Genomic DNA, 19,940 nt, shown 5'->3' with positions numbered 1-19,940 from the left:
CTAGGCGGCTGCCGCCCACAGGCCGGTCTGCAAGGTGGTCGGCGCGAATTCGGGTGCCGACCAGCGCAGCGGCAGCGCATGGGCCCGGCACCAGCCGCGCCGGACATGGAAGCGCCACAGGCGCTCGGCGCCATCGAGCCGCGCCAGTTCCGGTCCCTGCCAGAGGATCTCTGCCTCGCCCTGCAATTGCAGCAGCGTGCCCGTCTGGAAATCGACGAAGAGCAGCGCGGCGCGCGGCTCCTGCAGCAGGTTTCCGAAGGTGTTGAAGTAGTTGTTGCCCGCGAAATCCGGGATGGTGAGGGTGTCGCCATCGATCCGGACGAAGCCGGGGCGGCCGCCGCGATGCGAGATGTCGACGCCACCGGGTTCGCTCCCAGGCGCAGCGACACTGGCGATGAAGAGCGTATCGGCCCCGGCAATCAGCGAGCGCGCCTGCGCATCAAGGCTGGTCAGCTCCGATGCCGACGCGGCGAGCTCATTGCCATCCTGAACCCGGTTGCGGACCTGGATATACTTCGCGCAATTGCCGAAGCTTTGCGCGATCTCGACCGTAAACCTATTCGCAGCGACAGCCTCGATCCGGCCATTGGCGCGGTTGCGGCGGCGCGTCTCGAATTCGAGCCCGAGCAGGCCGATGGGGCTGTCACGCCGGAACGTTTCGAAAGCCGGATCATCTTTGGAGGGCAACGCCGCGACCAACAGTGCGGTCGGACTGGGGCTTGTCACGAAGCCGGGCTTGGCGGCCAGCACGGTCGCCAAGGGCCAACCGCCCGAGTCGGGCACACTGGCAAAGACCCAGGGCAACTGGCCGAAGAAGATGCGATGCTGATCCGGCATGAAGTTGCGGATACCGGCGCCACGCGAGGCGACACCGGCCAGAGTCTGCGCCGCCAGCTCACCGGCATGGAAGGGGCCGTCAGGCAGCATCGTCGTCGAGCTCTGCGGGAAGGGGCGAAGGCGGGATCGGCTTGAAGAAGGGCAGGGCCTCGATGCGCGCGAGCCAGTTGCACACGGCCGGATAGGGCTTCAGCGAGATGCCGCCTTCGGGCGCGTGCGCGACGTAGGAATAGCAGGCGAGATCGGCGATCGTCGGATGGGTGGCGGCGAGATAGTCGCGCGTCGCCAGATGCTCTTCCATGAAGGTGAGCAGCTTGGCCGCGATCCGCTGGGCGCGGGCCTTGTCGTCCTTCAGGCCGAACTGCGTGATCAGGCGCGCGATCGAGGGGCCGTGCATGACCTCGCCGGCGGCGATCGAGAGCCAGCGCTGGACATTGGCTGCGCCGATGGGATCAAGCGGCAGCCAGGTGCTGTCGGGGGCATAGCGCCGGACCAGATAGACCATGATCGCATTGCTGTCGGCGAAGGTGAGGTCGCCGTCCTGCAGCACAGGAATCTGGCCGAGCGGGTTGAGCTTGCGGAAGGCATCGCTCCGCCGGACATCGGCCGGGGCCTCCTCGTTGCGATAAGGCAGGCCAAGCGCGAGCAGCAGCAGTTCGACGCGGTGGGCATGACCTGAGAGGGGCGTTCCGTGGAGGATGATCTCTGGCGACGGCATGGCGGTTCTCCTGCTTCTGCCGGGCATCATGATCGTTTCGCTTAACTGTCGTAATCTGCTATTGGTTGAACTCAGAATTTCGGTTTGCGGAACGATGAGATGGACCGGATCGAGGAACTGGCGATCTTCGTCGCGATCGTCGATGCCGGCAGCCTTGCCGGTGCGGCGCGGCGGCTGCGCAAGTCCCGCCCGGCCGTGACGCGGGCGCTGGCCGGGCTGGAGGAGAGGGTCGGGACGCAACTGATCGCGCGGACGACACGGCGCCTGACCCCGAACGATGCAGGCCGGGAGCTTGCCGCAACGGCGCGGCGCCTGCTTGCCGATTACGAGGCGGCGCTCGGCGTTGCGGCGGCGGAGCCGGTCAGCGGCCTTCTGCGCATCACCGCGCCGCTTTCCTTCGGCCGGCGGCATGTCACGCCATTGGTGAGCGAGTTCCTCGATCGCTATCCGCAGGTGCAGGTCGAGCTCGTGCTGGCGGATCGCAATCTCGACCTGATCGAGGAGGACCTGCAACTGGCCGTCCGGATCGGGCCGCTGCCGAATTCCGGCCTGCTGATGCGCAAGGTCGGCGAGGTCCGGCGCATCCTCGTCGCCGCGCCGTCCTATCTCGCCAGCTGCCCGCCGCTGCGCCGACCGGCCGACATCGCAGCGCATGAGACCATCGCGAGCGTCGCCGCCAACCAGACGCTGACCTGGCGCTTCGGCGGGCCGCGCTCAGGCAGCGCCGTGGTGCTGACACCGCGCCTGATCGTCAACGAGGTGGAATCGGTGCTGATCGCGGCGCGGGCCGGGCGGGGGCTGGCGCGGGTGCTGTCCTATCAGGCGGCGGATGATCTCGCTTCAGGAGCGCTGGTCCGTCTGCTCGCGGAGTTCGAGCCGCCGCCGCTGCCGGTGCAGCTCGTGGTGCCGGGTGGACGGGCGCCGCCGCCGCGCGTGCGCGCCTTCATCGACCATGCAGTGGTGCGATTGCCCGCGCTTGCGCCGATCGGGGCCGGCTGAGGCCGATTCTAGACCGGCAGCCGGACGGTCGCCCGCAAACCGCCGAGCGGGGAGTCGCCGAGCATGATGTCGCCGCCATGGGCGCGGGCGATATCGCGCGCGATGGCAAGGCCGAGCCCCGTGCCGCCGCCATCGACATTGCGGGCTTCGTCGAGGCGGAAGAAGGGGCGGAAGACCTCCTCGCGCTGGTCCGGCGGGATGCCGGGGCCGTCATCGTCGACCATCACGATCAGGTAGCGCGCATCATGGGTCGCCCGGATCGCGATGCGGTCGCCGTAGCGCGCCGCGTTGGAGACGAGGTTGGTCAGCAGGCGGCGGAAAGCGTCCTGGCGGATCACGACGAGCGGATCGCCGACCACCGTCAGCTCGGTCTGGTGGCCCTGACGCTCGGCATCGGACTTCAACTCCTCGAGCAGGGAGCGGATGTCGGCCTCGACCGCGGTCTCGCCGGCGTCGCCGCGGGCGAAGGCGAGATAGTCCTCGAGCATGCGGCTCATCTCGTCGACGTCCTTCTCCAGCGCCTCGATTTCCGAGGAGCGCTCCATCAGGGCGAGCGAGAGCTTGAAACGGGTGAGGATGGTGCGCAGGTCGTGGCTGACGCCGTTCAGCATCGTCGTACGCTCGCCGATCGAGCGCTCGACACGCCGCTTCATCTCGATGAAGGCATTGCCGGCGCGGCGGACCTCGCGGGCGCCGCGCGGCCGGAAATCGGCGTCGCGGCCCTTGCCGAAGGCTTCGGCCGCATCGGCGAGCTTCAGGATCGGGCGGATCTGGTTGCGCAGGAACAGCACCGCGATCGTCAAGAGGATCAGCGACGTCCCGATCATCCAGAGCAGGAAGATATGGCTGTTCGAGGCATAGGCCGAATTGCGCCTTGTCAGGATGCGCATCACGTCCTTGCCGAGCTTGACGCGGATCTCGATCAGGCTGGAGCGGCCGACCGTGTCGAGCCAGAACGGGCGGGCGACCTGCTGCGACAGCTCGGTCGAGAGCGCGTTGTCGAGCAGCGAGAAGAAGGGGCGCGGGCCCGGTGCCGGCAGGTCGGAATCGGGGATGATGTCGAGGTCCATGCCGAGCCGCTCGGCCGCGATGCGCGACAGCGTCGTGGTATCGGCATCCTGCGGATAGCTTTCATAGACATCGATCAGCATGGCGATGTCGGCCGAGACGGCCGAAGACAGGCGCTGCGTCACGGTCTGCCAGTGCCGCTCCATGAAGACATAGGCGATGACCGATTGCAGCAGCACGACCGGCGCGATGACAATGACCAGCGCGCGCGGATAGAGCCCCTTGGGCATATAGCGCGCGATGATCTGCAAGGGCCGGCCGATGCGCTTGATCGTCGGTCGTACGGTCTTGCCGAGATTGTCCAGTGCCTTTTCCAGCCCGGCAAGGGCCCGCGCAAACCCACGCGCGACGGAACGCAGCGCAGACGAGCTTTTCCTGCCGGGTTGCAGCGGCGTCACGAGCGGTCCGTCACCAGCCTGTAGCCGACACCGCGCACCGTCTGGAGATAGAGCGGGTCGGTCTGGTCGCGCTCGATCTTGCGGCGCAGCCGGTTCATCTGGACATCGACGGTGCGGTCATTGGCGGCCGAGCCCTGCGCTGCCAGCTCCTCGCGCGGCACCACCTCGCCGGCGCGTTCGGCCAGCGCCGTCAGGATCTCGCGCTCGCGCTCGGTCAGGCGGATGGTCTCCTCGCCCTTGCGCAATTCGCCGCGTGCCAGCCCATAGATGAAGGGGCCGAAGCGGACGAAATCCGGCCGCGTGCCGGATTGCGCGGCTTCGACGACGAGCGTGCGCTTCAGGATATTGCCGAGCCGCAGCAGCAATTCGCGCGGCTCGAACGGCTTGGAGAGATAATCGTCGACGCCGATCTCGAGGCCGTTGATGCGGTCCTTGCCGTCGGCGCGAGCGGTCAGCATCAGGATCGGCACGGCGGAGCCACCGCGGAAGCGGCGCGCGAAATCGAAACCGTTCTCACCGGGCATCATCACGTCGAGCACGATCGCGTCGAAGACGAGGTTGCCCAGCCGCGTGTCGGCCTCGGCCGCATTGGCCGCCGTCGTCACCCGGAAGCCGTTATCGCCGAGGAAGCGCCCCAGCAATTCGCGCAAACGCCGGTCGTCGTCGACGACGAGGATATGCGGGGCCTCGTCGGGCAGCGGCTTGCGGGCCGGCTTCGCCAGGGTCTCGGTTGCGATCATTCTCGCGCCTTCTCTCCTGCGCCGACCGGATCGGCTACTCACGGTGCAGGGCTGCCATAGCATAACGCAGGGAGCCGGTCGCCGCTAAGGCTTGTCGAGAAGCCGTTCCACCTTCGGCCGCTCGGCCGCGTCGATCAGGGCGGCGAGATAGCGCGCGGCGATGGCCGCCGTCTCGGGCGCCGCGCCTTCGAGCGCGCGGTTGATGCGCTTCGCCTGGAGGCGGACGAGGCGCAGCGCCAGGTCCTGGCCCGAGGGCGTGGTGTGGAGATGGCGCTGGCGCTTGTCCTGCCGGCCGGTGCGCTGCTCGATATAGCCCTTCTCGACCAGCTCCTTGAGGACGCGGTTCAGGCTCTGCTTGGTGATCTGGAGGATGTCGAGCAGTTCGGCGATGGTCAGGCCCGGCCGGCGCTGGACGAAGTGCAGGACGCGGTGATGGGCGCGGCCGAAACCGTAATCGGCGAGGATGCGGTCGGGGTCGCCGACGAAGTCGCGATAGGCGAAGAACAAGAGCTCGATCAGGTCATGCGGCACCGCCTCGGAGGAGGGCCTGAGCGGCAGGTCTTCTGCGTCGGACGAGGGTGAGGCCAAAACGCGCCTTCCAAAAATTTGGGTCAGCCTTATTGACATATCTCAGACGCAAGATTACCGGTCAAGGGCGCTGAGCGAACGATTATTTCAAAGCGTCTCGCTGCAACGCAGCTTTAGACCCGCGCTTGCGTTCCGAAAACGGCTGTGCCGGAGTTCCGGAAACGAGCACCCAGGAGAAGGTCCATGTCAGTCATTCCTTTCGACCAGCGCGATGGCGTCATCTGGTTCGACGGCAAGCTCGTGCCGTGGAAGGACGCCCGAATTCACGTACTGACCCATGGACTGCATTACGGCTCCTGCATCTTCGAGGGCGAGCGCTCCTATGACGGCGTGATCTACAAGTGCACCGAGCACTCGCAGCGCTTCCACAAGTCAGCCGAGATCATGGATTTCACGATCCCCTATTCGGTCGCCGAGCTCGACGCGGCCAAATATCTCTGCCTGAAGGAGAACGGCCTGAAGGACGCCTATATCCGCCCGGTCGCCTGGCGCGGTTCGGAAATGATGGCGGTGTCCGGCATGAACAATTCTATCCACACCGCGATCGCCGTGTGGGAATGGCCGAGCATGTTCGACATGGCGGCGAAGCTGAAGGGCATCCGCCTCGACGTCGCCGATTACCGCCGGCCGGACCCGGCCTGCGCGCCGGTTCATGCCAAGGCTGCGGGCCTCTACATGATCTGCTCGCTCTCCAAGCACAAGGCGGAGCGCGGCGGCTATGCCGATGCGATGATGCTCGACTGGGAAGGCAATGTCGCCGAATGCACCGGCGCCAACATCTTCTTCATCAAGGACGGTGTGATCCACACCCCGCTGGCCGACCGCTTCCTGAACGGCATCACCCGCCAATCGGTGATCGACCTCTGCCGCCAGCGCGGCTTCGAGGTGGTCGAGCGCCGCATCCGGCCGGAGGAGCTGGAGAGCTTCAACGAGTGCTTCATCACCGGCTCGGCCGCCGAGGTGACGCTGGTCTCCGAGATCGGCCCGTACAACTTCATCACCGGCAACATGGGCAAGGTGATCATGGAAGATTATTCGGCTGCGGTGCGCCCGCAGACGAAGGCGGCATGACCCCGCTCCGTCATGCCCGGGCTTGACCCGGGCATCTCGGAAACCAGTGATCTTTCGTCATGAGATTCTCGGGTCGGAGCTTTGCTCCGCCCGAGAATGACGCTGTGGCTTATTCCCACCGCCGGGCGGCGTCGTCATCCTCGCCCTTGGCTTCGACCCAGCCGCCGAGCGTGCCGTCGGCTCGGTGCTCGCGCTTCCAGAATGGGGCGCGGGTCTTGAGGTAGTCCATCATGAAATCCGCGGCTTCGAAGGCTGCGCGGCGATGGGCGGAAGCCGCCAGCACCAGCACGATCTGCTCGCCCGGCCGGACCAGTCCGTAACGATGGATCGCGACGAGGCCGAGCAGCGGCCAGCGGCTCGCAGCTTCGTTAGCGACACGGGCGATCTCGGCCTCGGCCATGCCCGGATAATGCTCGAGTTCGAGCGCGGCGAGCGTGCCGGCCTCGTCCCGGCAGAGCCCGGTGAAGGAGACGACGGCGCCGATATCGGCGCGACCGGCCGACAGGGCGTCGATCTCGTCCTGAAGCGAGAAGTCCTCGTGCTGGATGCGGACGAGGGGAAAGAACACGGCCTAGCCGCCCGTCATTGGCGGGAAGAACGCGATCTCGCGGGCAGCGCCGAGCCGGGCCTGCGGCTTGGCATGGACATGGTCGAGCGCGGCCCGCACGACCGTTTCGTCGGCGAAGGCCGTCTCGTAACCCTCGCCGCGCGCCTTCAGCCAGCGCACGAGATCGGCGATGGTGGTGAGATCGGCGGGGATGTCGAGCGTCTCCTCGGGCAGGCCGACGCGCTCGCGCACCCAGGCGAAATAGACGATGCGGACGGGGCGCGTGCCCGCCGCTGCGGTCGCTGTCACAGTATTCATGGCGTGCGCTCGTCTTCTGCGACGAGATGGCGGATGCCGGCGTTGAAATAGTCCCAGCCGGTATAGATCGTCAGGCCGGCAGCAGCCCAGAGCAGGACGATGCCGATCGTGGTGTTGCCGGGCAAGACCTTGTCGCCGGCCGGGCCGACGACGAGGAAACCGAGCGCGAAGAGTTGCGCCGTCGTCTTCCACTTGGCGACCTTGCTGACGGGAACGCTGACCTTGAGATCGGCCAGGAATTCGCGAAGCCCGGAGACCAGGATCTCGCGGCAGAGGATCACGATCGCGGCCCAGAGCGTCCAGCCCTCGATCTGGCCCGTATAGACCAGCATCAGCAGCAGGGCGGCGACGAGCAGCTTGTCGGCGATCGGGTCGAGCATGCGGCCGATCGCCGATTGCTGGCTCCAGGCCCGCGCGATGTAGCCGTCGAGATAGTCGGTGATGGCGGCGAGCGTGTAGATTCCCAGCGCGAGCCAGCGCATCCAGTCGTCGCGCGGCCAGAACAGGATCGCCACCAGGGCCGGGATCGCCAGGATCCGCCCGTAGGTGAGGAGGTTGGGCAGCGACCAAGGGCCGCGCCGCCTGATGGCGTCTGGAAGAATCGTCACGGGATGCACCAAAGCAAGGCGGCAGCAGCAGCGTCAACACGCAACAGCGTGAATGTGGCAGAACTATCAGGCATCATGAAAGAAATCATGCACCGCCTTGGCCGTCGCGGCATTGACGCCGGGCGTGCGCATCAGGTCGTCGAGCTTGGCGCGCTGGATCGCCTTCACCGTGCCGAAATGCAGCAGCAGCGCCCGCTTGCGTGACGGCCCGATGCCGGGGATCTCGTCGAGCGGGTTCTTCATCGTCTCGCGCTTGCGCTTGGCGCGGTGCGTGCCGATGGCGAAGCGGTGGGCTTCGTCGCGCAGGCGCTGGATGAAATAGAGCGCAGGGTCGCGCGGCTGCAGCTTGAAGGGCTCGCGGCCGGCCATGTGGAAGGTCTCGCGCATGGCGTTGCGGTCTTCCCCCTTGGCGATGGCGACGAGCGGGATGTCGGCCGCGCCGAGCTCCTTCATGATCTTGAGCGCGGCGGTGAACTGGCCCTTGCCGCCGTCGACGATGACGAGATCGGGGCGGGAGGGGAAACCGTCCTCGTCCTTGCGGGGTTTCGGCGCCTTGCGCGCCTTCTTGGGCGGGGTCTCACCCTGGGAAGCGTCGTCAGGCGCCTCCCCGAGGGCGATCGTCACGGCTTCGTCGCCCCCTGGAGCATCCTTCGAGACGGCCGCGTCCGCGGCCCCCTCAGGATGAGGGCTCAGGGCAATGCCTTCTTCCCTTGCCAGCTTGGCGAATCTGCGCGTCAGCACCTCGCGCATCATGCCGAAATCGTCGCCGGCGATGGTGTCGGTCGAGATGTTGAAGGTGCGGTACTGATTCTTCACGAAGCCGTCCGGCCCGGCGACGATCATGCCGCCGACGGCGTTGGTGCCCATGATGTGCGAGTTGTCGTAGACCTCGACCCGGCGCGGCGGCGTCTCCATGCCGAAGGCGGCGCCGAGCGTGGCGAGCAGGGCGGTCTGGCCGGCATTGTCGGCGAGCTTGCGCGCGAGCGCCTCGCGGGCGTTCTTGACGGCATGGGCCATCAGGTCGGCGCGTTCGCCGCGCTTGGGATGTGCGACCTCGACCTTGCGGCCGGCGCGTGCCGTGAGCGCCTGGCCGATCAACTCGATTTCCTCGACCGGATGCGAGAGCAGCACGAGGCGCGGCGGCGGCTTGTCGTCGTAGAACTGGGCGACGACGGAGGCGAGCACCTCGGCCGGCGTCAAGGAGCGATCGGCACGTGGGAAGAGGGCGCGATTGCCCCAGTTCTGGTGGTTGCGGAAGAAGAAGATTTCGACGCAGAACTGCCCGGCCTGCTCGTCGATGGCGAAGACGTCGGCCTCCTCGACCCCTTGCGTATTGATGTCCTGCCCGGCCTGAACCGCCGATAGCGCAGCGAGGCGGTCGCGATAGCGCGCCGCCTTCTCGAATTCGAGCTCTTCCGCGGCGACCTGCATCCGGGCGGAAAGGAGCTGTTTCACCGCGGAGGAGCGGCCGGAGAGGAAGTCGCGGGCCTGGCCGGCGAGCGCCTGATAGTCGGGAATCGAGATCTCGCCGGTGCAGGGGCCGGCGCAGCGCTTGATCTGGAAGAGCAGGCAGGGGCGCGTGCGGTTCTCGTAGAAGGAATCCGAGCAGGTGCGGATCAGGAAGGCCTTCTGCAGCGCGTCGATGGTGCGCGTCACCGCCCAGACCGAGGCGAAGGGGCCGAAATAGTCGCCCTTGCGATGGCGCGAGCCGCGATGCTTCAGGATCGCGGGAGCGTCGTGCTCGCCGCCGGTCAGGAGGATATAGGGGAACGACTTGTCGTCGCGCAGCAGCACGTTGTAGCGCGGCCGGAGCTGCTTGATCAGGTTCGATTCGAGCAGCAGGGCCTCGGTCTCGGTGCCGGTGGTGACGAACTCCATATTCGCCGTCTCGGCGATCATCCGGGCGACGGCGTTGGTATGCGCCATGCCGCGGGCATAGGAGGTCACGCGGTTCTTCAGGCTCTTGGCCTTGCCGACATAGAGCACCTCGCCGGCGCGATCGAACATCCGATAGACGCCGGGTCTGTTCGGCAGGTGCTTCGCGAATTGCTGGATGACCTCGATGCCGGCCTTGAGCGCGCCGGGAGCGGCTTCCGCGAGGGCGAGCGCGGCTTCGGGCGCGGGGAGGGTGTCCTCCTCGTCCTCGAACTCGTCCTGGGGCAGATCGTCCTGGCGTTCGCGACTCATGCGCTTCTGTACTCTTGATCTCTGTATTTTCGGCCTCCATGTAGGATGCCGCAGCGGCTTCGTCATGTCAGGAGAGCGGATGCGGCGCCGCATCCGAGGCACATCCTCGATGAAACCGGCAGCGCGTCACGATCGGCGATGGTTTCTCATCGTTGTTCGCGGCTTTTCATGCTGCGCCTTTTTCGTTTTCCGGAGCAGCCATCCCGCCGCTGATTGACATCAGGACGGCCATGGCCTAATTGTTAATTTCGATTTAGGCCCGATGACTTGGCCATTCGCTGCTTTCGAGCGCGACATGCTGATGATTTTCTTCCTTTTATCGAACTCACTGCCGCATGTTTTCCATGGGGCTTGGATAAACATGTTTGCGGGAGGCTCATATGGCTTCTGGTTCGGTTAAGTGGTTCAACGCCACCAAGGGTTTCGGTTTCATTCAGCCTGACGATGGCGGCCAGGATGTGTTCGTTCACATCAGCGCTGTCGAGCGTGCTGGCATGCGCGATCTGCGCGAAGGCCAGAAGATCTCCTACGAGATCGTCCAGGACAAGCGTTCGGGCAAGAGCTCGGCCGACAACCTGCGGGCCGAGTAACCGCCTGGGAGGCGGAACGACGACGCTTTGAGGCGACCACGGATGTACCGGCGCCGCGACACGAAGTTTCGCACCAGCGGTTAAGTCGAAGGGTCGGGACCAACAAGCCCGGCCCTTTTGTGTTTTTGGAAAGGACAACCATGCAAGTTCTCGTTCGGGACAATAATGTCGAGCAGGCGCTCCGCGTTCTGAAGAAGAAGCTGCAGCGCGAAGGCGTGTTTCGCGAGATGAAGCAGCGCCGCGCCTATGAGAAGCCGTCCGAACGACGCGTGCGTGAGCAGGGCGAGGCGGTTCGCCGCGCCAAGAAGGCTGCCCGCAAGCAGGCGCAGCGCGAAGGCCTGCTGCCGGCGCCGAAGCGCAAGCTTCCCCTCGGCAAGGGCCGTCCCGGAGCCGGCCCCGGAGCCGGAGCACCGCGTCCTCCCTCCATCTGATCGGCGGAGACCAATTGGGGCCTGTTGAGTAAGGAGTTTCGAATGTCGAGCCGCAACATGAAGCTGGACGAGATCAAGGCTCGGGCGCAGGCGGCTTTCGAGACCACCGAGCAGCGCAAGAAGGATGCCCTTGTTGCGTGGCAGGCGCTTGAGGATCAGGCCAGCCAGACCCGCCTGAAGACCGAAAAGCTGCGGGCCCTGCGCCTTGCCCGGGATGCCGAGGAGGCTGCGGCCAAGGCGGCTGCCTCACGCAGCGAGGCGGCGACAAAGCGGCCGCGCAAGGCCGCTGCGAAATCTCTCTGAAACTTCGCTGACGATGACCAAGGGCAGGCGCCACGATGCGCCGCCCTTGCATTTCGTCCGCCACCGCGATCGCGCATTGCGCCCTTAGGGCGGCGCGGCGCCGTCAAGGCCGGCGCAATCGTTTCGCACAACGGCAGTTCTGTGCGCGCTCAGGCGGCAGCTCCTTCCCCGACCCAATCCTGAACGATAGCGTCGTTGGCGTGGATGCAGATGAGCTCCAGCCGCCCCGAGCCGATATTGACGAATTTGTGAGGGATTCCGGCCGGGCCGACCACGATTGCCCCCGCGCCGGCCCGCAGCTTTTCCCGGCCGACCGTGAATTCCGCCTCACCGGACCGGATCACCCAGGTTTCCGAATGCGGATGGACATGCAGGCCCGGTCCCTGGCCCGGCTCGTTGTCGACCAGGAAGAACGAGACCTGCGAGCCATAGCCGCCGCCCTCGAATTTCGCCGTCCGGCTCGTGCCGCTGCGCAGGATGTCGCTGTCGATCGCCGTCGTCATCACCATCTCCTCCAAATTATCTTTGTACTAAGATAATTGTCCGAAACTATCTTCATGTCAAGATATCTCTTGGCGCGAGGCCGGCTGTGAGGCAGAGGAGGGATGGGAAAGGGCAGGCGATGACGAAGATGGATCATGTCGAGCGGGTCAGGGCGCAATGGGCCCGCGAATTGCCGGACCTCGATACGACGCCCACCGCGATCCTGGGGCGGGCTTATCGGCTGTCCAATCTCGTGCGGCCGAGCATCGAGGAGACCTTCGCCGGGTTCGGCCTCGATCGTGGCGAATTCGACGTCATCAGCACCTTGCGCCGCAGCGGGCCGCCTTATCGACTGACGCCGACAGCGCTCTATCGTTTCCTGATGATCACCTCCGGCGGTCTGACGCACCGGCTGGGGCGGCTGGAGAAAGCCGGGCTGATCCGCCGCGAGAAATCGGCGGAGGACGGGCGCAGCCTGCTCGTCGTTCTGACCGAGCTGGGCTTCCAGCGGGCCGAGGAAGCGCTGCGCGCCGACATGGCGAGCGAGGCGCAGTTCCTCGCAAGTCTCGACCCGGCCAAGCGAGCGGCCTTGGCGGAACTTCTGAAGGAGCTTCTGGCGACGCTCGAAACCGAAGCGCCGCCGGAGCGGGAAGAATGACCGCTGCCGGATCCGGCCGGATCATCCTGCTCAACGGCGCGTCGAGCAGCGGCAAGTCCTCGCTGGCACGGGCCATCCAGGCGCGGATCGACCGGCCGTTCTGGCATATCTCGATCGACCATCTCCGCGATTCCGGCGTGCTGCCGAGCGCCCGGATCAAGAGTGGGGAATTCGACTGGCGGGCCATGCGGGAAACCTTCTTCCTCGGCTTCGAACGCTCGCTTGCCGCCTATGTCGCGGCTGGCAACGACCTCATCGTCGAGCACATTATGGAAAGCGAGGCTTGGCTCCTGCGGCTCGTCGACACGCTCGCCGGGCATGACGTCTTCTTCGTCGGTGTGCATTGCCCGCTCGAAGAACTCGAACGGCGCGAGCGGGAACGGGGCGACAGGCCGCTCGGCGATGCCCGGCGGGACTTCCATCGCATCCATTCCTACTGCCTCTACGATGCCGAGGTGGATGCGATGCAGGACAAGGAGGCCAATGCCGACGCGGTCATCGCCGCATGGCAGGCGCGGATGCGGCCCTCGGCCTTCGACCGGTTGCGCGAGCGCCACAGCTGCGGCTGAGCGAAGCCTGGCTCACCGATTGCCATGTCATCGACGCGCCCGCGCCGGCTGCGAATGCAGGGCGAGGGGACTGCCCTCGGCCTCAGGCTGCGCCAATATGATTGAGACAGGCTCGCGCCGATATCACCGAGGATCGAAACCCATGTCCCAGTCCGACAGCGCTCGAATCGTTCTCGCTTCCCGTCCGGAAGGCCGTCCCGCCCCGCAGAACTTCCGGCTTGAGCACGTCGCCATCCCGCCGATCGGCGACGGGCAGGTGCTGCTCAAAATCCTCTATCTCTCGCTCGACCCCTATATGCGCGGACGGATGAGCGCGGCGAAATCCTATGCTGCCGCCACCGAGATCGGGCAGCCGATGGAGGGCGGGACCGTCGGCGAGGTGATCGAGAGCCGCGATCCCGCCTTCAAGCCCGGCGATATCGTTCTCTCCCATTCCGGCTGGCAGTCGCATGCGGTCGCGAACGCCGCGCAACTGCGCAAGCTCGACCCGAAAGCCGCGCCGCTGACGACGGCGCTCGGCGTGCTCGGCATGCCAGGCTTCACCGCCTATGCCGGTTTGCTCACCATCGGCCAGCCCAAGCCGGGCGAGACGGTCGTCGTCGCGGCGGCGAGCGGGCCGGTCGGCTCGGCGGTCGGGCAGATCGCGCGGATCAAGGGCGCGCGGGCGATCGGCATTGCCGGCGGCCCCGAGAAATGCGCCTTTGTGCGCGACACCTTCGGTTTCGACGCCGTGATCGACCATCGCGATCCCGATATGGCGGCCAAGCTCGCGGCGGCCTGCCCCGACGGCATCGACGTCTATTTCGAGAATGTCGGCGGCCATGTCTGGGATGCGGTCTTCCCGCTGCTCAATACGTTCGCACGCATCCCGGTCTGCGGCCTCGTCGCGCAGTACAATGCCAGCGGCGCGTTTCCCGGGCCGGACCGGCTGCCGGGGATGATGCGCGACGTCCTGTCGAAGAGCCTGACGATCCGCGGCTTCATCCAGCGCGAATTCGCCGCCGCGCAGGCGCCGACCTTCCGGGAGGAGATGGCGCGCTGGATCGCGGAGGGCGCGGTCAAGTACAAGGAAGACATCGTTGCGGGCCTAGAGAACGCGCCCGAGGCCTTCATCGGCCTGCTGGAGGGCCGGAATTTCGGCAAGCTGATCGTCAAGCTCTGAGCGAGGGCGCCACGCGCCAGCCTTTTTCCTTGACCATTGAGCGGGCGCGCGGCCATCTCGCCGCGCCCGCCACCGGACCTCGCCATGCCCGTCTTTGCCATTCCCTTCCCGATGATCGACCCCGTCGCGGTGCAGCTCGGGCCGCTGGCGATCAAATGGTACGGGCTTGCCTATGTCGTCGGCCTGCTCGGCGGCTGGTGGTATGCGCGCAAGCTCGTGGCCTCGGACTGGCTCTGGGCGGGTCGGGCTCGGCCTCAAGCCGTCGAACTCGACGATATGCTGCTCTTCGTCGCCTTCGGCGTGGTGCTCGGCGGACGCACCGGATTCGTGCTGTTCTACGATCTGCCACGCTATCTCGAGCGGCCGCAGGACATCCTGGCGATCTGGCAGGGCGGCATGTCCTTTCATGGCGGCCTGATCGGCGCGACGCTGGGCCTGTGGCTCTTCGCCAGGCGGCGTGGCTATCCGGCCCTGTCGGTCTTTGACCTCGCTGCCGCGGTGGTGCCGATCGGGCTCCTGCTCGGGCGCATCGCCAATTTCATCAATGGCGAGCTCTGGGGCCGTCCGGCGCCCGATTTCCCCTATGCCATGGTGTTCCCGAATGGCGGGCCGCTGCCGCGCCATCCGAGCCAGCTCTACGAGGCCTTCGCTGAGGGGCTCCTGCTCTTCGTGCTGGTCAACCTGCTGGTCCGCTTCGGCGGCTTCAGGCGGCCGGGCCTGGTCGCCGGCGTCTTCGGCATGGGCTATGCGGTCGCCCGGATCGTCTGCGAGTTCTTCCGCGAGCCCGATCCGCAGCTCGGCTTCCTGTTCGGGACCTCGGTCGACGCGCTCTCGGGCGGCATCACCATGGGCATGCTGCTCTCGCTGCCGGTGTTCTTCGCCGGCCTGTGGCTGGTGCTGCGCAGCCGGCGCGAGACGCCCGGCGAGGCGCGGGCGTGACCACGCTCAAGGCCGAGATCATCGACCTGATCCGGCAGGAGGGGCCGATCGGCATCGGCCGTTACATGGCGCTGGCGCTCGGCCATCCCCGCCACGGCTACTACATGACGCGCGACCCTCTGGGGACTGAGGGCGATTTCACCACGGCGCCCGAGATCAGCCAGATGTTCGGGGAGCTGATCGGGCTCTGGGCTGCCCATGCCTGGCAGGCGATGGGCGCACCGGCGCGGTTCCGGCTCGTCGAGCTCGGGCCGGGACGCGGCACGTTGATGGCCGACATGCTCCGGGCGACGCGGATCGTGCCGGGGTTCCATGCAGCGCTCTCGGTGCATCTCGTCGAGACCAGCCCGGTGCTGCGTGCCCGGCAGGCGGCGACGCTCAAGGATTTCGAACCGGTCTGGCACGATGCGATTGCCGGCGCCCTCGAAGGCCCGGTGGCCGTTATCGCCAACGAGTTCCTCGACGCCTTGCCGCTCGACCAGTTCGTGATGACCCCGGAGGGGTGGCGCGAGCGGCTGGTCGGGCTTGGCGATGACGGAGAACTCACCTTCGGTCTGGCTGCTGTCGGCGAAGGCACCCTGAAGGTTGCTGCAGCTGCCGGCTCCGTATTCGAGCAGCCTGCCATTGCGCTCGACATCGTCACGCAGCTTGCCGGTCATCTGGCATCGCAAGGCGGGGTGGCTCTGTTCATCGACTACGGTTCGGCGCGCTCGGGGTTCGGCGATACGCTGCAGGCCATGAAGCGGCATGAATTCGTCGATCCGCTTGCAGAGCCCGGCGAGGCGGACCTGACAGTCCATGTCGATTTCGAGCGCATGGGGCAGGCGGCGTTCAAGGCCGGTGCCGCCTTGCACGGGCCGGCGACGCAACGCGATTTCCTGCTGGCGCTGGGGCTGCCGCAGCGGGCGCAGGCGCTGTCGCTCAAGGCGGACGCCGAGCAGCGGGTGGCCATTTCCGCCGCCTTCGACCGCCTGATCGCTCCGGGCGAGACCGGCATGGGCGATTTGTTCAAGGTTCTCGCGCTATCGCAGCGGAACCTGCCGCCCCTGCCCGGATTTGACCTTCATCGGCTGCCAGATCAGGGCTGACCTCAGCGGAGCCTCGCGGCCTCGCACCAACCGGACGAGATCATGTTCATCACCGCCCGCGAACTCGCCGGAGAAGCCGGCATCCGACACGCCTTCTTCACCCGCGAAGGTGGCGCCTCGACCGGCATCTATGCGTCGCTCAATGGCGGGCTCGGCTCCGCCGACGACCCGGCGGCGATTGTCGAGAATCGGGCGCGGATGGCGCGTCATCTCGAAGTCGCGCCGGAGAACCTGATCAGCCTCTACCAGGTTCATTCCGCCGATGTGGAGGTGGTGACCGGTCCCTGGCCGGGCGAGCGCCCCAAGGCCGACGCGATGGTGACCACCGCCTCCCACGTCGCACTCGGCGTCTCCACCGCCGATTGCGGCCCGATTCTCTTCGCCGATGGCGAAGCGCGGGTCATCGGCGCGGCTCATTCCGGCTGGAAGGGCGCCTTCACCGGCATCGTCGGCGCGACCGTGACGGCGATGGAAAAGCTCGGCGCACGGCGCGAACGCATCACCGCGGTGCTCGGTCCGACGATCAGCGCCAAGGCATATGAAGTCGGGCCGGAATTCATCGAACGCTTCAAGGCCGAGAACCCGACCTATTCCCGCTTCTTCAACCCGTCCGAGCGTGCCGCGCATGCGATGTTCGACCTGCCGGCCTTCATCGGGCTCAAGGCGCAGGAAGCGGGGATCGGCCGATTCGTCGATATGGGCCTGTGCACCTATGGCGACGAGCGTCGATTCTTCAGCTACCGGCGCACGACCCATCGCGGCGAGCCCGATTACGGGCGCCTGATCGCGGCCATCACCCTCGACTGAGCAGATTGCGGTTGATGGCGTGGCGCGACGGCTTGTCGCACCGCGCCGGCCGGGGCATCGTTCCCACGGGCCGTGGGGAACGCATCGCTTCCTCCTGCGGCATATGTCGTTCGGGCGGTGCATTGAGATGCGGGGCCGACATGGAACAGATCCTGATGAACCTGATCGCTGGTGCGATCGGCGGTAATGCGGCCGGCAAGGCCAGCCCGAGCTTCGATCTCGGGACGATCGGCAACACGATTTCCGGCGTCGTCGGCGGCGGCGTGCTCGGACAACTGATCCCGATCGTGCTGCCGGCGATCAGCGCTGCGGCGCAAGGCGGCAATTTCAGCATTGGCGGCATCCTGACCAACCTGATCGCGGGCGGCGCCGGCGGGGCGGTCCTGACCGCGATCATCGGCGCGCTGAAGAACAAGGCCGCCTGACCAGCTTCTGCATAAAGGCCCGGCTCCTTGCGGAGCCGGGCTGCGCATGACGCGCGGCCGGGACCTTGCGCGATGGCTCGGATGGCGGCGATGCTTGCGCCTCCAGCAGCAGCCTGCGAGGCAGTCTTGTCCCGGTCCATCACCTATTACTTCTCGCTGCATTCGCCGTGGACCTATCTCGGCAACGCGACCTTTCACGAGATCGCCCGCCGGCATGGCTGCGCGATCGACTACCGCCCGATGCCGTTGCGCTCGGTGTTCGACGAGACGGGTGGGTTGCCCTTGCCGAAGCGGCACCCCGTGCGGCAGCGCTACCGGCTGCTCGATCTCCAGCGCTGGCGCGCGGCGCGGGGTTTGCCACTCGTGCTGCAACCGAAGCATTTTCCCTTCGACCCGTCGCAGGCCGACCGCATGGCGATCGCGATCGTCACGTCCGGTGGCGACCCGCTGGCCTTCATCAGCGACGTGATGGCCGGCCTTTGGGCGCGCGACGAGGATATGAGCCAGCCCGACGCGCTGCTCGCCTGTGCGTCGCGCGCCGGTCTCGATGGGCCGGCGTTGCTCGCGGCTGCGGATTCTCCGGCGATCAGGCAACGCTATGAGGAGGCGCTGGGCCAGGCCGTCGAAGCCGGCGTATTCGGCGCGCCGAGCTATGTGCTCGATGGCGAAGTGTTCTGGGGACAGGACCGGCTCGAGTTGCTCGATTCGGCGCTCGCGAGCGGCCGGACACCCTATCGCTCGGATGGCGCCGTCTGAGAATCAGCCGACGATGTCGGGCGTGCGCCAGCCGAGGTGTTGGCCGGCATCGACGGCGATCATCTGGCCGGTCACGGAATCGGCGCGGGCGAGGTAGAGCACGGCTTCGGCGATCTCGTCGGGCATGACGCGATGCCCGAGCAGGGTTCCTGCAGCTTCCTGATCGAGCAGGTCCGCACCGTCATAATGATTGGGGAAGGTCGGGCCGGGGCCGACGGCGTTGACCCGAATGCGCGGGGCCAGCGCTTGCGCCAGTGTCCGGGTCGCGGTGAGCAGGGCGGCCTTGGACAAGGTGTAGGAGTAATATTGCGGCGTCAGTTTCCAGACGCGCTGGTCGACGATATTGACGACCGCGCCCTTCAGATCGGCGGGCAGACGCTCCGCCATGATGCCGACCAACTGAGAGGGCGCGCGCAGGTTGATGGAGAACTGACGGTTCCACGTCGCGATATCGAGCGAACGGACATCGTCGGCAACGAAGCTCGCGGCGTTGTTGACCAGGAGCGTGACCGGGCCGAGCGCCTTTTCCGCCGCGGGAATCAGGGTTGCGACGGCGGTGGGATCGACGAGATCGGCCGTCAGAAGGCAGGCCTTGGCGCCGCCGACCTCGAGCTTTCCCAGCAAGGCTTCGGCGTCCTGCCGGCTGTCACCGTGATGGATCGCGACCGCATAGCCGGCTTCGGCCAGCTTCTCGACAATGGCGCGGCCGATTCGCCGGGCGCCGCCGGTGACCAGTGCGACCTCAACCATCGCGGCCGTCACGATTCGCGGGGGGCGGAGCCGCCTGGGCAGAGGCACGTCGTTGCAGGCGGCGTTCCCAATGCTTGGCGACGCGCAGATAGCGATAGAAGGCGTAGTTCATCGCCGTCATGAAACCGTAGATGCCGCGCAATGCATGACGGCGCCCAATATAGGCCTTGAGGAAATTGGCGGGGAATTCGGCGACCAGCCGGAAGACGGACAGGGTACCGCCGCGCGCGTCGAGATCGTCGGCCTGCGCATCGCTATAGGCATTGAGCTTGTCCATCTGCTCGCCCAGCGAGCGAACGGAGAAATGATGCACGGTTCCGCGCAGGCGCCCGACCTGGGCATCCGGCGCAAGATCGACGCGATCATGCACGGGCGAGGCCGAATAGCGGCCCTTGCTCCTGCGGTAGAGACGCACGGGCGCAAGCGCATAGGCGAATCGGTGCGGCGCGCCTTCTCCCGGAAAGATCTCGGCGATTCTCAGCTTGTAGGCGTCCTTCGGCGGCGATCCGTTCGCGAAGAGCGCGGCGATCTCGGCTGCCAGATCGGGTGGCACGACCTCGTCGGCATCGAGGTTGAGCAACCAGTCATGACGGCATTGCTCTTCGGCGAAACGCTTTTGCTGGCCATAGCCCGGCCACGCATTGAAGATGACGCGGGCTCCGCGCGCTTCAGCGAGCGCTTGCGTGCCGTCGGTCGAGCCGGAATCGACGACCACGATGTCGTCGCTCAACGTCTGCGCCGCTTCGATCGTCCGGCCGATCCGGTCCGCTTCGTTCTGGGCGATGATGAAAATCGAGAGAGGCGGCACGGTCTTCTTCGGTTCCTGTCGTCTCAAGGCTTAAGCATGCTCGGGCCTGAGCGGCAAGACAGGCTGAAAAATGCGCAATAGGCAGTGGAACC

Annotated in this window: 25 protein-coding genes; 13 read left to right on the top strand and 12 right to left on the bottom strand. The window is 66.5% G+C overall.

From position 1 onward, the window contains the following. Complete coding sequence (locus FHT98_RS05230; protein WP_142112900.1) at positions 1-927, bottom strand: pyridoxamine 5'-phosphate oxidase family protein; 927 nt, start codon at positions 925-927, stop codon at positions 1-3. Continuing rightward, on the bottom strand, positions 917-1,555 hold the full coding sequence (locus FHT98_RS05225; RefSeq protein ID WP_142112898.1) for a glutathione S-transferase: 639 nt from the start codon (positions 1,553-1,555) through the stop codon (positions 917-919). The genes FHT98_RS05230 and FHT98_RS05225 overlap by 11 nt, the downstream gene beginning before the upstream one ends. Positions 1,556-1,654: 99 nt before the next feature. On the opposite strand from FHT98_RS05225, the gene FHT98_RS05220 reads away from it, so the two are divergent. After that, a complete protein-coding gene (locus tag FHT98_RS05220) occupies positions 1,655-2,554 on the top strand; it encodes a LysR family transcriptional regulator (RefSeq protein WP_142112896.1) in 900 nt (299 codons plus the stop codon). A gap of 8 nt (positions 2,555-2,562) precedes the next feature. On the opposite strand, the gene FHT98_RS05215 is transcribed toward FHT98_RS05220, so the two are convergent. The 3 genes from FHT98_RS05215 to FHT98_RS05205 all read right to left on the bottom strand — a co-directional run bounded on the left by FHT98_RS05215 (position 2,563) and on the right by FHT98_RS05205 (position 5,348). After that, complete coding sequence (locus FHT98_RS05215) at positions 2,563-3,981, bottom strand: ATP-binding protein (RefSeq protein ID WP_465246928.1); 1,419 nt, start codon at positions 3,979-3,981, stop codon at positions 2,563-2,565. 35 nt (positions 3,982-4,016) lie between these two features. Further along, a complete protein-coding gene (locus tag FHT98_RS05210; RefSeq protein ID WP_061969476.1) occupies positions 4,017-4,760 on the bottom strand; it encodes a response regulator in 744 nt (247 codons plus the stop codon). Positions 4,761-4,844: 84 nt separating this feature from the next. Further along, the gene (locus FHT98_RS05205; RefSeq protein WP_413813546.1) at positions 4,845-5,348 is read right to left on the bottom strand and encodes a MarR family winged helix-turn-helix transcriptional regulator; all 504 of its coding nucleotides are present in this window, start codon (positions 5,346-5,348) and stop codon (positions 4,845-4,847) included. Positions 5,349-5,531: 183 nt separating this feature from the next. On the opposite strand from FHT98_RS05205, the gene FHT98_RS05200 reads away from it, so the two are divergent. Further along, a complete protein-coding gene (locus tag FHT98_RS05200; protein WP_061969474.1) occupies positions 5,532-6,419 on the top strand; it encodes a branched-chain amino acid aminotransferase in 888 nt (295 codons plus the stop codon). Between the two features lie 109 nt (positions 6,420-6,528). Here the strand turns inward: FHT98_RS05200 and FHT98_RS05195 are convergent, their stop codons facing one another. The 4 genes from FHT98_RS05195 to uvrC all read right to left on the bottom strand — a co-directional run bounded on the left by FHT98_RS05195 (position 6,529) and on the right by uvrC (position 10,079). After that, complete coding sequence (locus tag FHT98_RS05195) at positions 6,529-6,987, bottom strand: molybdenum cofactor biosynthesis protein MoaE (RefSeq protein ID WP_142112893.1); 459 nt, start codon at positions 6,985-6,987, stop codon at positions 6,529-6,531. Positions 6,988-6,990: 3 nt separating this feature from the next. After that, positions 6,991-7,284 carry a molybdopterin converting factor subunit 1 gene (moaD, locus tag FHT98_RS05190; RefSeq protein ID WP_113584593.1) on the bottom strand — a complete coding sequence of 98 codons (294 nt, stop codon included), beginning with the start codon at positions 7,282-7,284 and terminating at the stop codon, positions 6,991-6,993. Next, a complete protein-coding gene (gene pgsA / locus FHT98_RS05185) occupies positions 7,281-7,892 on the bottom strand; it encodes a CDP-diacylglycerol--glycerol-3-phosphate 3-phosphatidyltransferase (RefSeq protein ID WP_061970249.1) in 612 nt (203 codons plus the stop codon). Before pgsA ends, moaD begins: the two co-directional genes overlap by 4 nt. Positions 7,893-7,958: 66 nt before the next feature. Then, complete coding sequence (uvrC, locus tag FHT98_RS05180) at positions 7,959-10,079, bottom strand: excinuclease ABC subunit UvrC (RefSeq protein ID WP_142112891.1); 2,121 nt, start codon at positions 10,077-10,079, stop codon at positions 7,959-7,961. Positions 10,080-10,459: 380 nt separating this feature from the next. Here uvrC and FHT98_RS05175 point away from each other — a divergent pair, with 380 nt between their 5' ends. The 3 genes from FHT98_RS05175 (at position 10,460) to FHT98_RS05165 (ending at position 11,403) form a co-directional block, all read left to right on the top strand. After that, a complete protein-coding gene (locus tag FHT98_RS05175; RefSeq protein WP_061969466.1) occupies positions 10,460-10,669 on the top strand; it encodes a cold-shock protein in 210 nt (69 codons plus the stop codon). 140 nt (positions 10,670-10,809) lie between these two features. After that, entirely contained in the window at positions 10,810-11,100 is a 291-nt protein-coding gene (gene rpsU, locus FHT98_RS05170) for a 30S ribosomal protein S21 (RefSeq protein WP_091856290.1), read from the top strand. Positions 11,101-11,142: 42 nt separating this feature from the next. Further along, complete coding sequence (locus FHT98_RS05165) at positions 11,143-11,403, top strand: hypothetical protein (protein WP_061969462.1); 261 nt, start codon at positions 11,143-11,145, stop codon at positions 11,401-11,403. A gap of 149 nt (positions 11,404-11,552) precedes the next feature. On the opposite strand, the gene FHT98_RS05160 is transcribed toward FHT98_RS05165, so the two are convergent. Further along, complete coding sequence (locus FHT98_RS05160; RefSeq protein WP_142112889.1) at positions 11,553-11,906, bottom strand: cupin domain-containing protein; 354 nt, start codon at positions 11,904-11,906, stop codon at positions 11,553-11,555. A 119-nt stretch (positions 11,907-12,025) separates the two neighbouring features. Here FHT98_RS05160 and FHT98_RS05155 point away from each other — a divergent pair, with 119 nt between their 5' ends. The 8 genes from FHT98_RS05155 (at position 12,026) to FHT98_RS05120 (ending at position 18,290) form a co-directional block, all read left to right on the top strand. Beyond that, the gene (locus FHT98_RS05155; protein WP_142112887.1) at positions 12,026-12,544 is read left to right on the top strand and encodes a MarR family winged helix-turn-helix transcriptional regulator; all 519 of its coding nucleotides are present in this window, start codon (positions 12,026-12,028) and stop codon (positions 12,542-12,544) included. Beyond that, entirely contained in the window at positions 12,541-13,113 is a 573-nt protein-coding gene (locus FHT98_RS05150; RefSeq protein WP_142112885.1) for a chloramphenicol phosphotransferase CPT family protein, read from the top strand. Before FHT98_RS05155 ends, FHT98_RS05150 begins: the two co-directional genes overlap by 4 nt. 142 nt (positions 13,114-13,255) lie before the next feature. Then, entirely contained in the window at positions 13,256-14,275 is a 1,020-nt protein-coding gene (locus tag FHT98_RS05145; protein WP_142112883.1) for an NADP-dependent oxidoreductase, read from the top strand. Positions 14,276-14,359: 84 nt separating this feature from the next. Further along, a complete protein-coding gene (lgt, locus tag FHT98_RS05140) occupies positions 14,360-15,214 on the top strand; it encodes a prolipoprotein diacylglyceryl transferase (RefSeq protein ID WP_142112881.1) in 855 nt (284 codons plus the stop codon). Then, positions 15,211-16,302, top strand: coding sequence for a class I SAM-dependent methyltransferase (locus FHT98_RS05135; protein ID WP_142112879.1), 1,092 nt, complete (start codon positions 15,211-15,213; stop codon positions 16,300-16,302). The genes lgt and FHT98_RS05135 overlap by 4 nt, the downstream gene beginning before the upstream one ends. A 42-nt stretch (positions 16,303-16,344) precedes the next feature. Then, entirely contained in the window at positions 16,345-17,109 is a 765-nt protein-coding gene (gene pgeF, locus FHT98_RS05130; RefSeq protein ID WP_142112877.1) for a peptidoglycan editing factor PgeF, read from the top strand. Between the two features lie 140 nt (positions 17,110-17,249). Then, positions 17,250-17,534: a hypothetical protein gene (locus FHT98_RS05125; RefSeq protein WP_142112875.1), complete on the top strand. Its 285-nt coding sequence runs from the start codon at positions 17,250-17,252 to the stop codon at positions 17,532-17,534. A gap of 126 nt (positions 17,535-17,660) precedes the next feature. Next, on the top strand, positions 17,661-18,290 hold the full coding sequence (locus tag FHT98_RS05120) for a 2-hydroxychromene-2-carboxylate isomerase (protein WP_142112873.1): 630 nt from the start codon (positions 17,661-17,663) through the stop codon (positions 18,288-18,290). A gap of 3 nt (positions 18,291-18,293) precedes the next feature. Here the strand turns inward: FHT98_RS05120 and FHT98_RS05115 are convergent, their stop codons facing one another. Together FHT98_RS05115 and FHT98_RS05110 are read right to left on the bottom strand one after the other, a co-directional pair. Further along, complete coding sequence (locus FHT98_RS05115) at positions 18,294-19,040, bottom strand: SDR family oxidoreductase (protein ID WP_142112870.1); 747 nt, start codon at positions 19,038-19,040, stop codon at positions 18,294-18,296. Further along, positions 19,033-19,848, bottom strand: coding sequence for a glycosyltransferase family 2 protein (locus tag FHT98_RS05110; protein ID WP_061969445.1), 816 nt, complete (start codon positions 19,846-19,848; stop codon positions 19,033-19,035). The genes FHT98_RS05115 and FHT98_RS05110 overlap by 8 nt, the downstream gene beginning before the upstream one ends. Between the last annotated feature and the right edge of the window lie 92 nt (positions 19,849-19,940).

It is taken from the genome of Allobosea sp. AK1, from assembly GCF_006714945.1.
Taxonomy (GTDB): Bacteria; Pseudomonadota; Alphaproteobacteria; order Rhizobiales; family Beijerinckiaceae; genus Allobosea; species Allobosea robiniae.
Note: the sequence above shows the minus strand (reverse complement) of the source record. Positions and strands in the feature narration are given on the sequence as shown.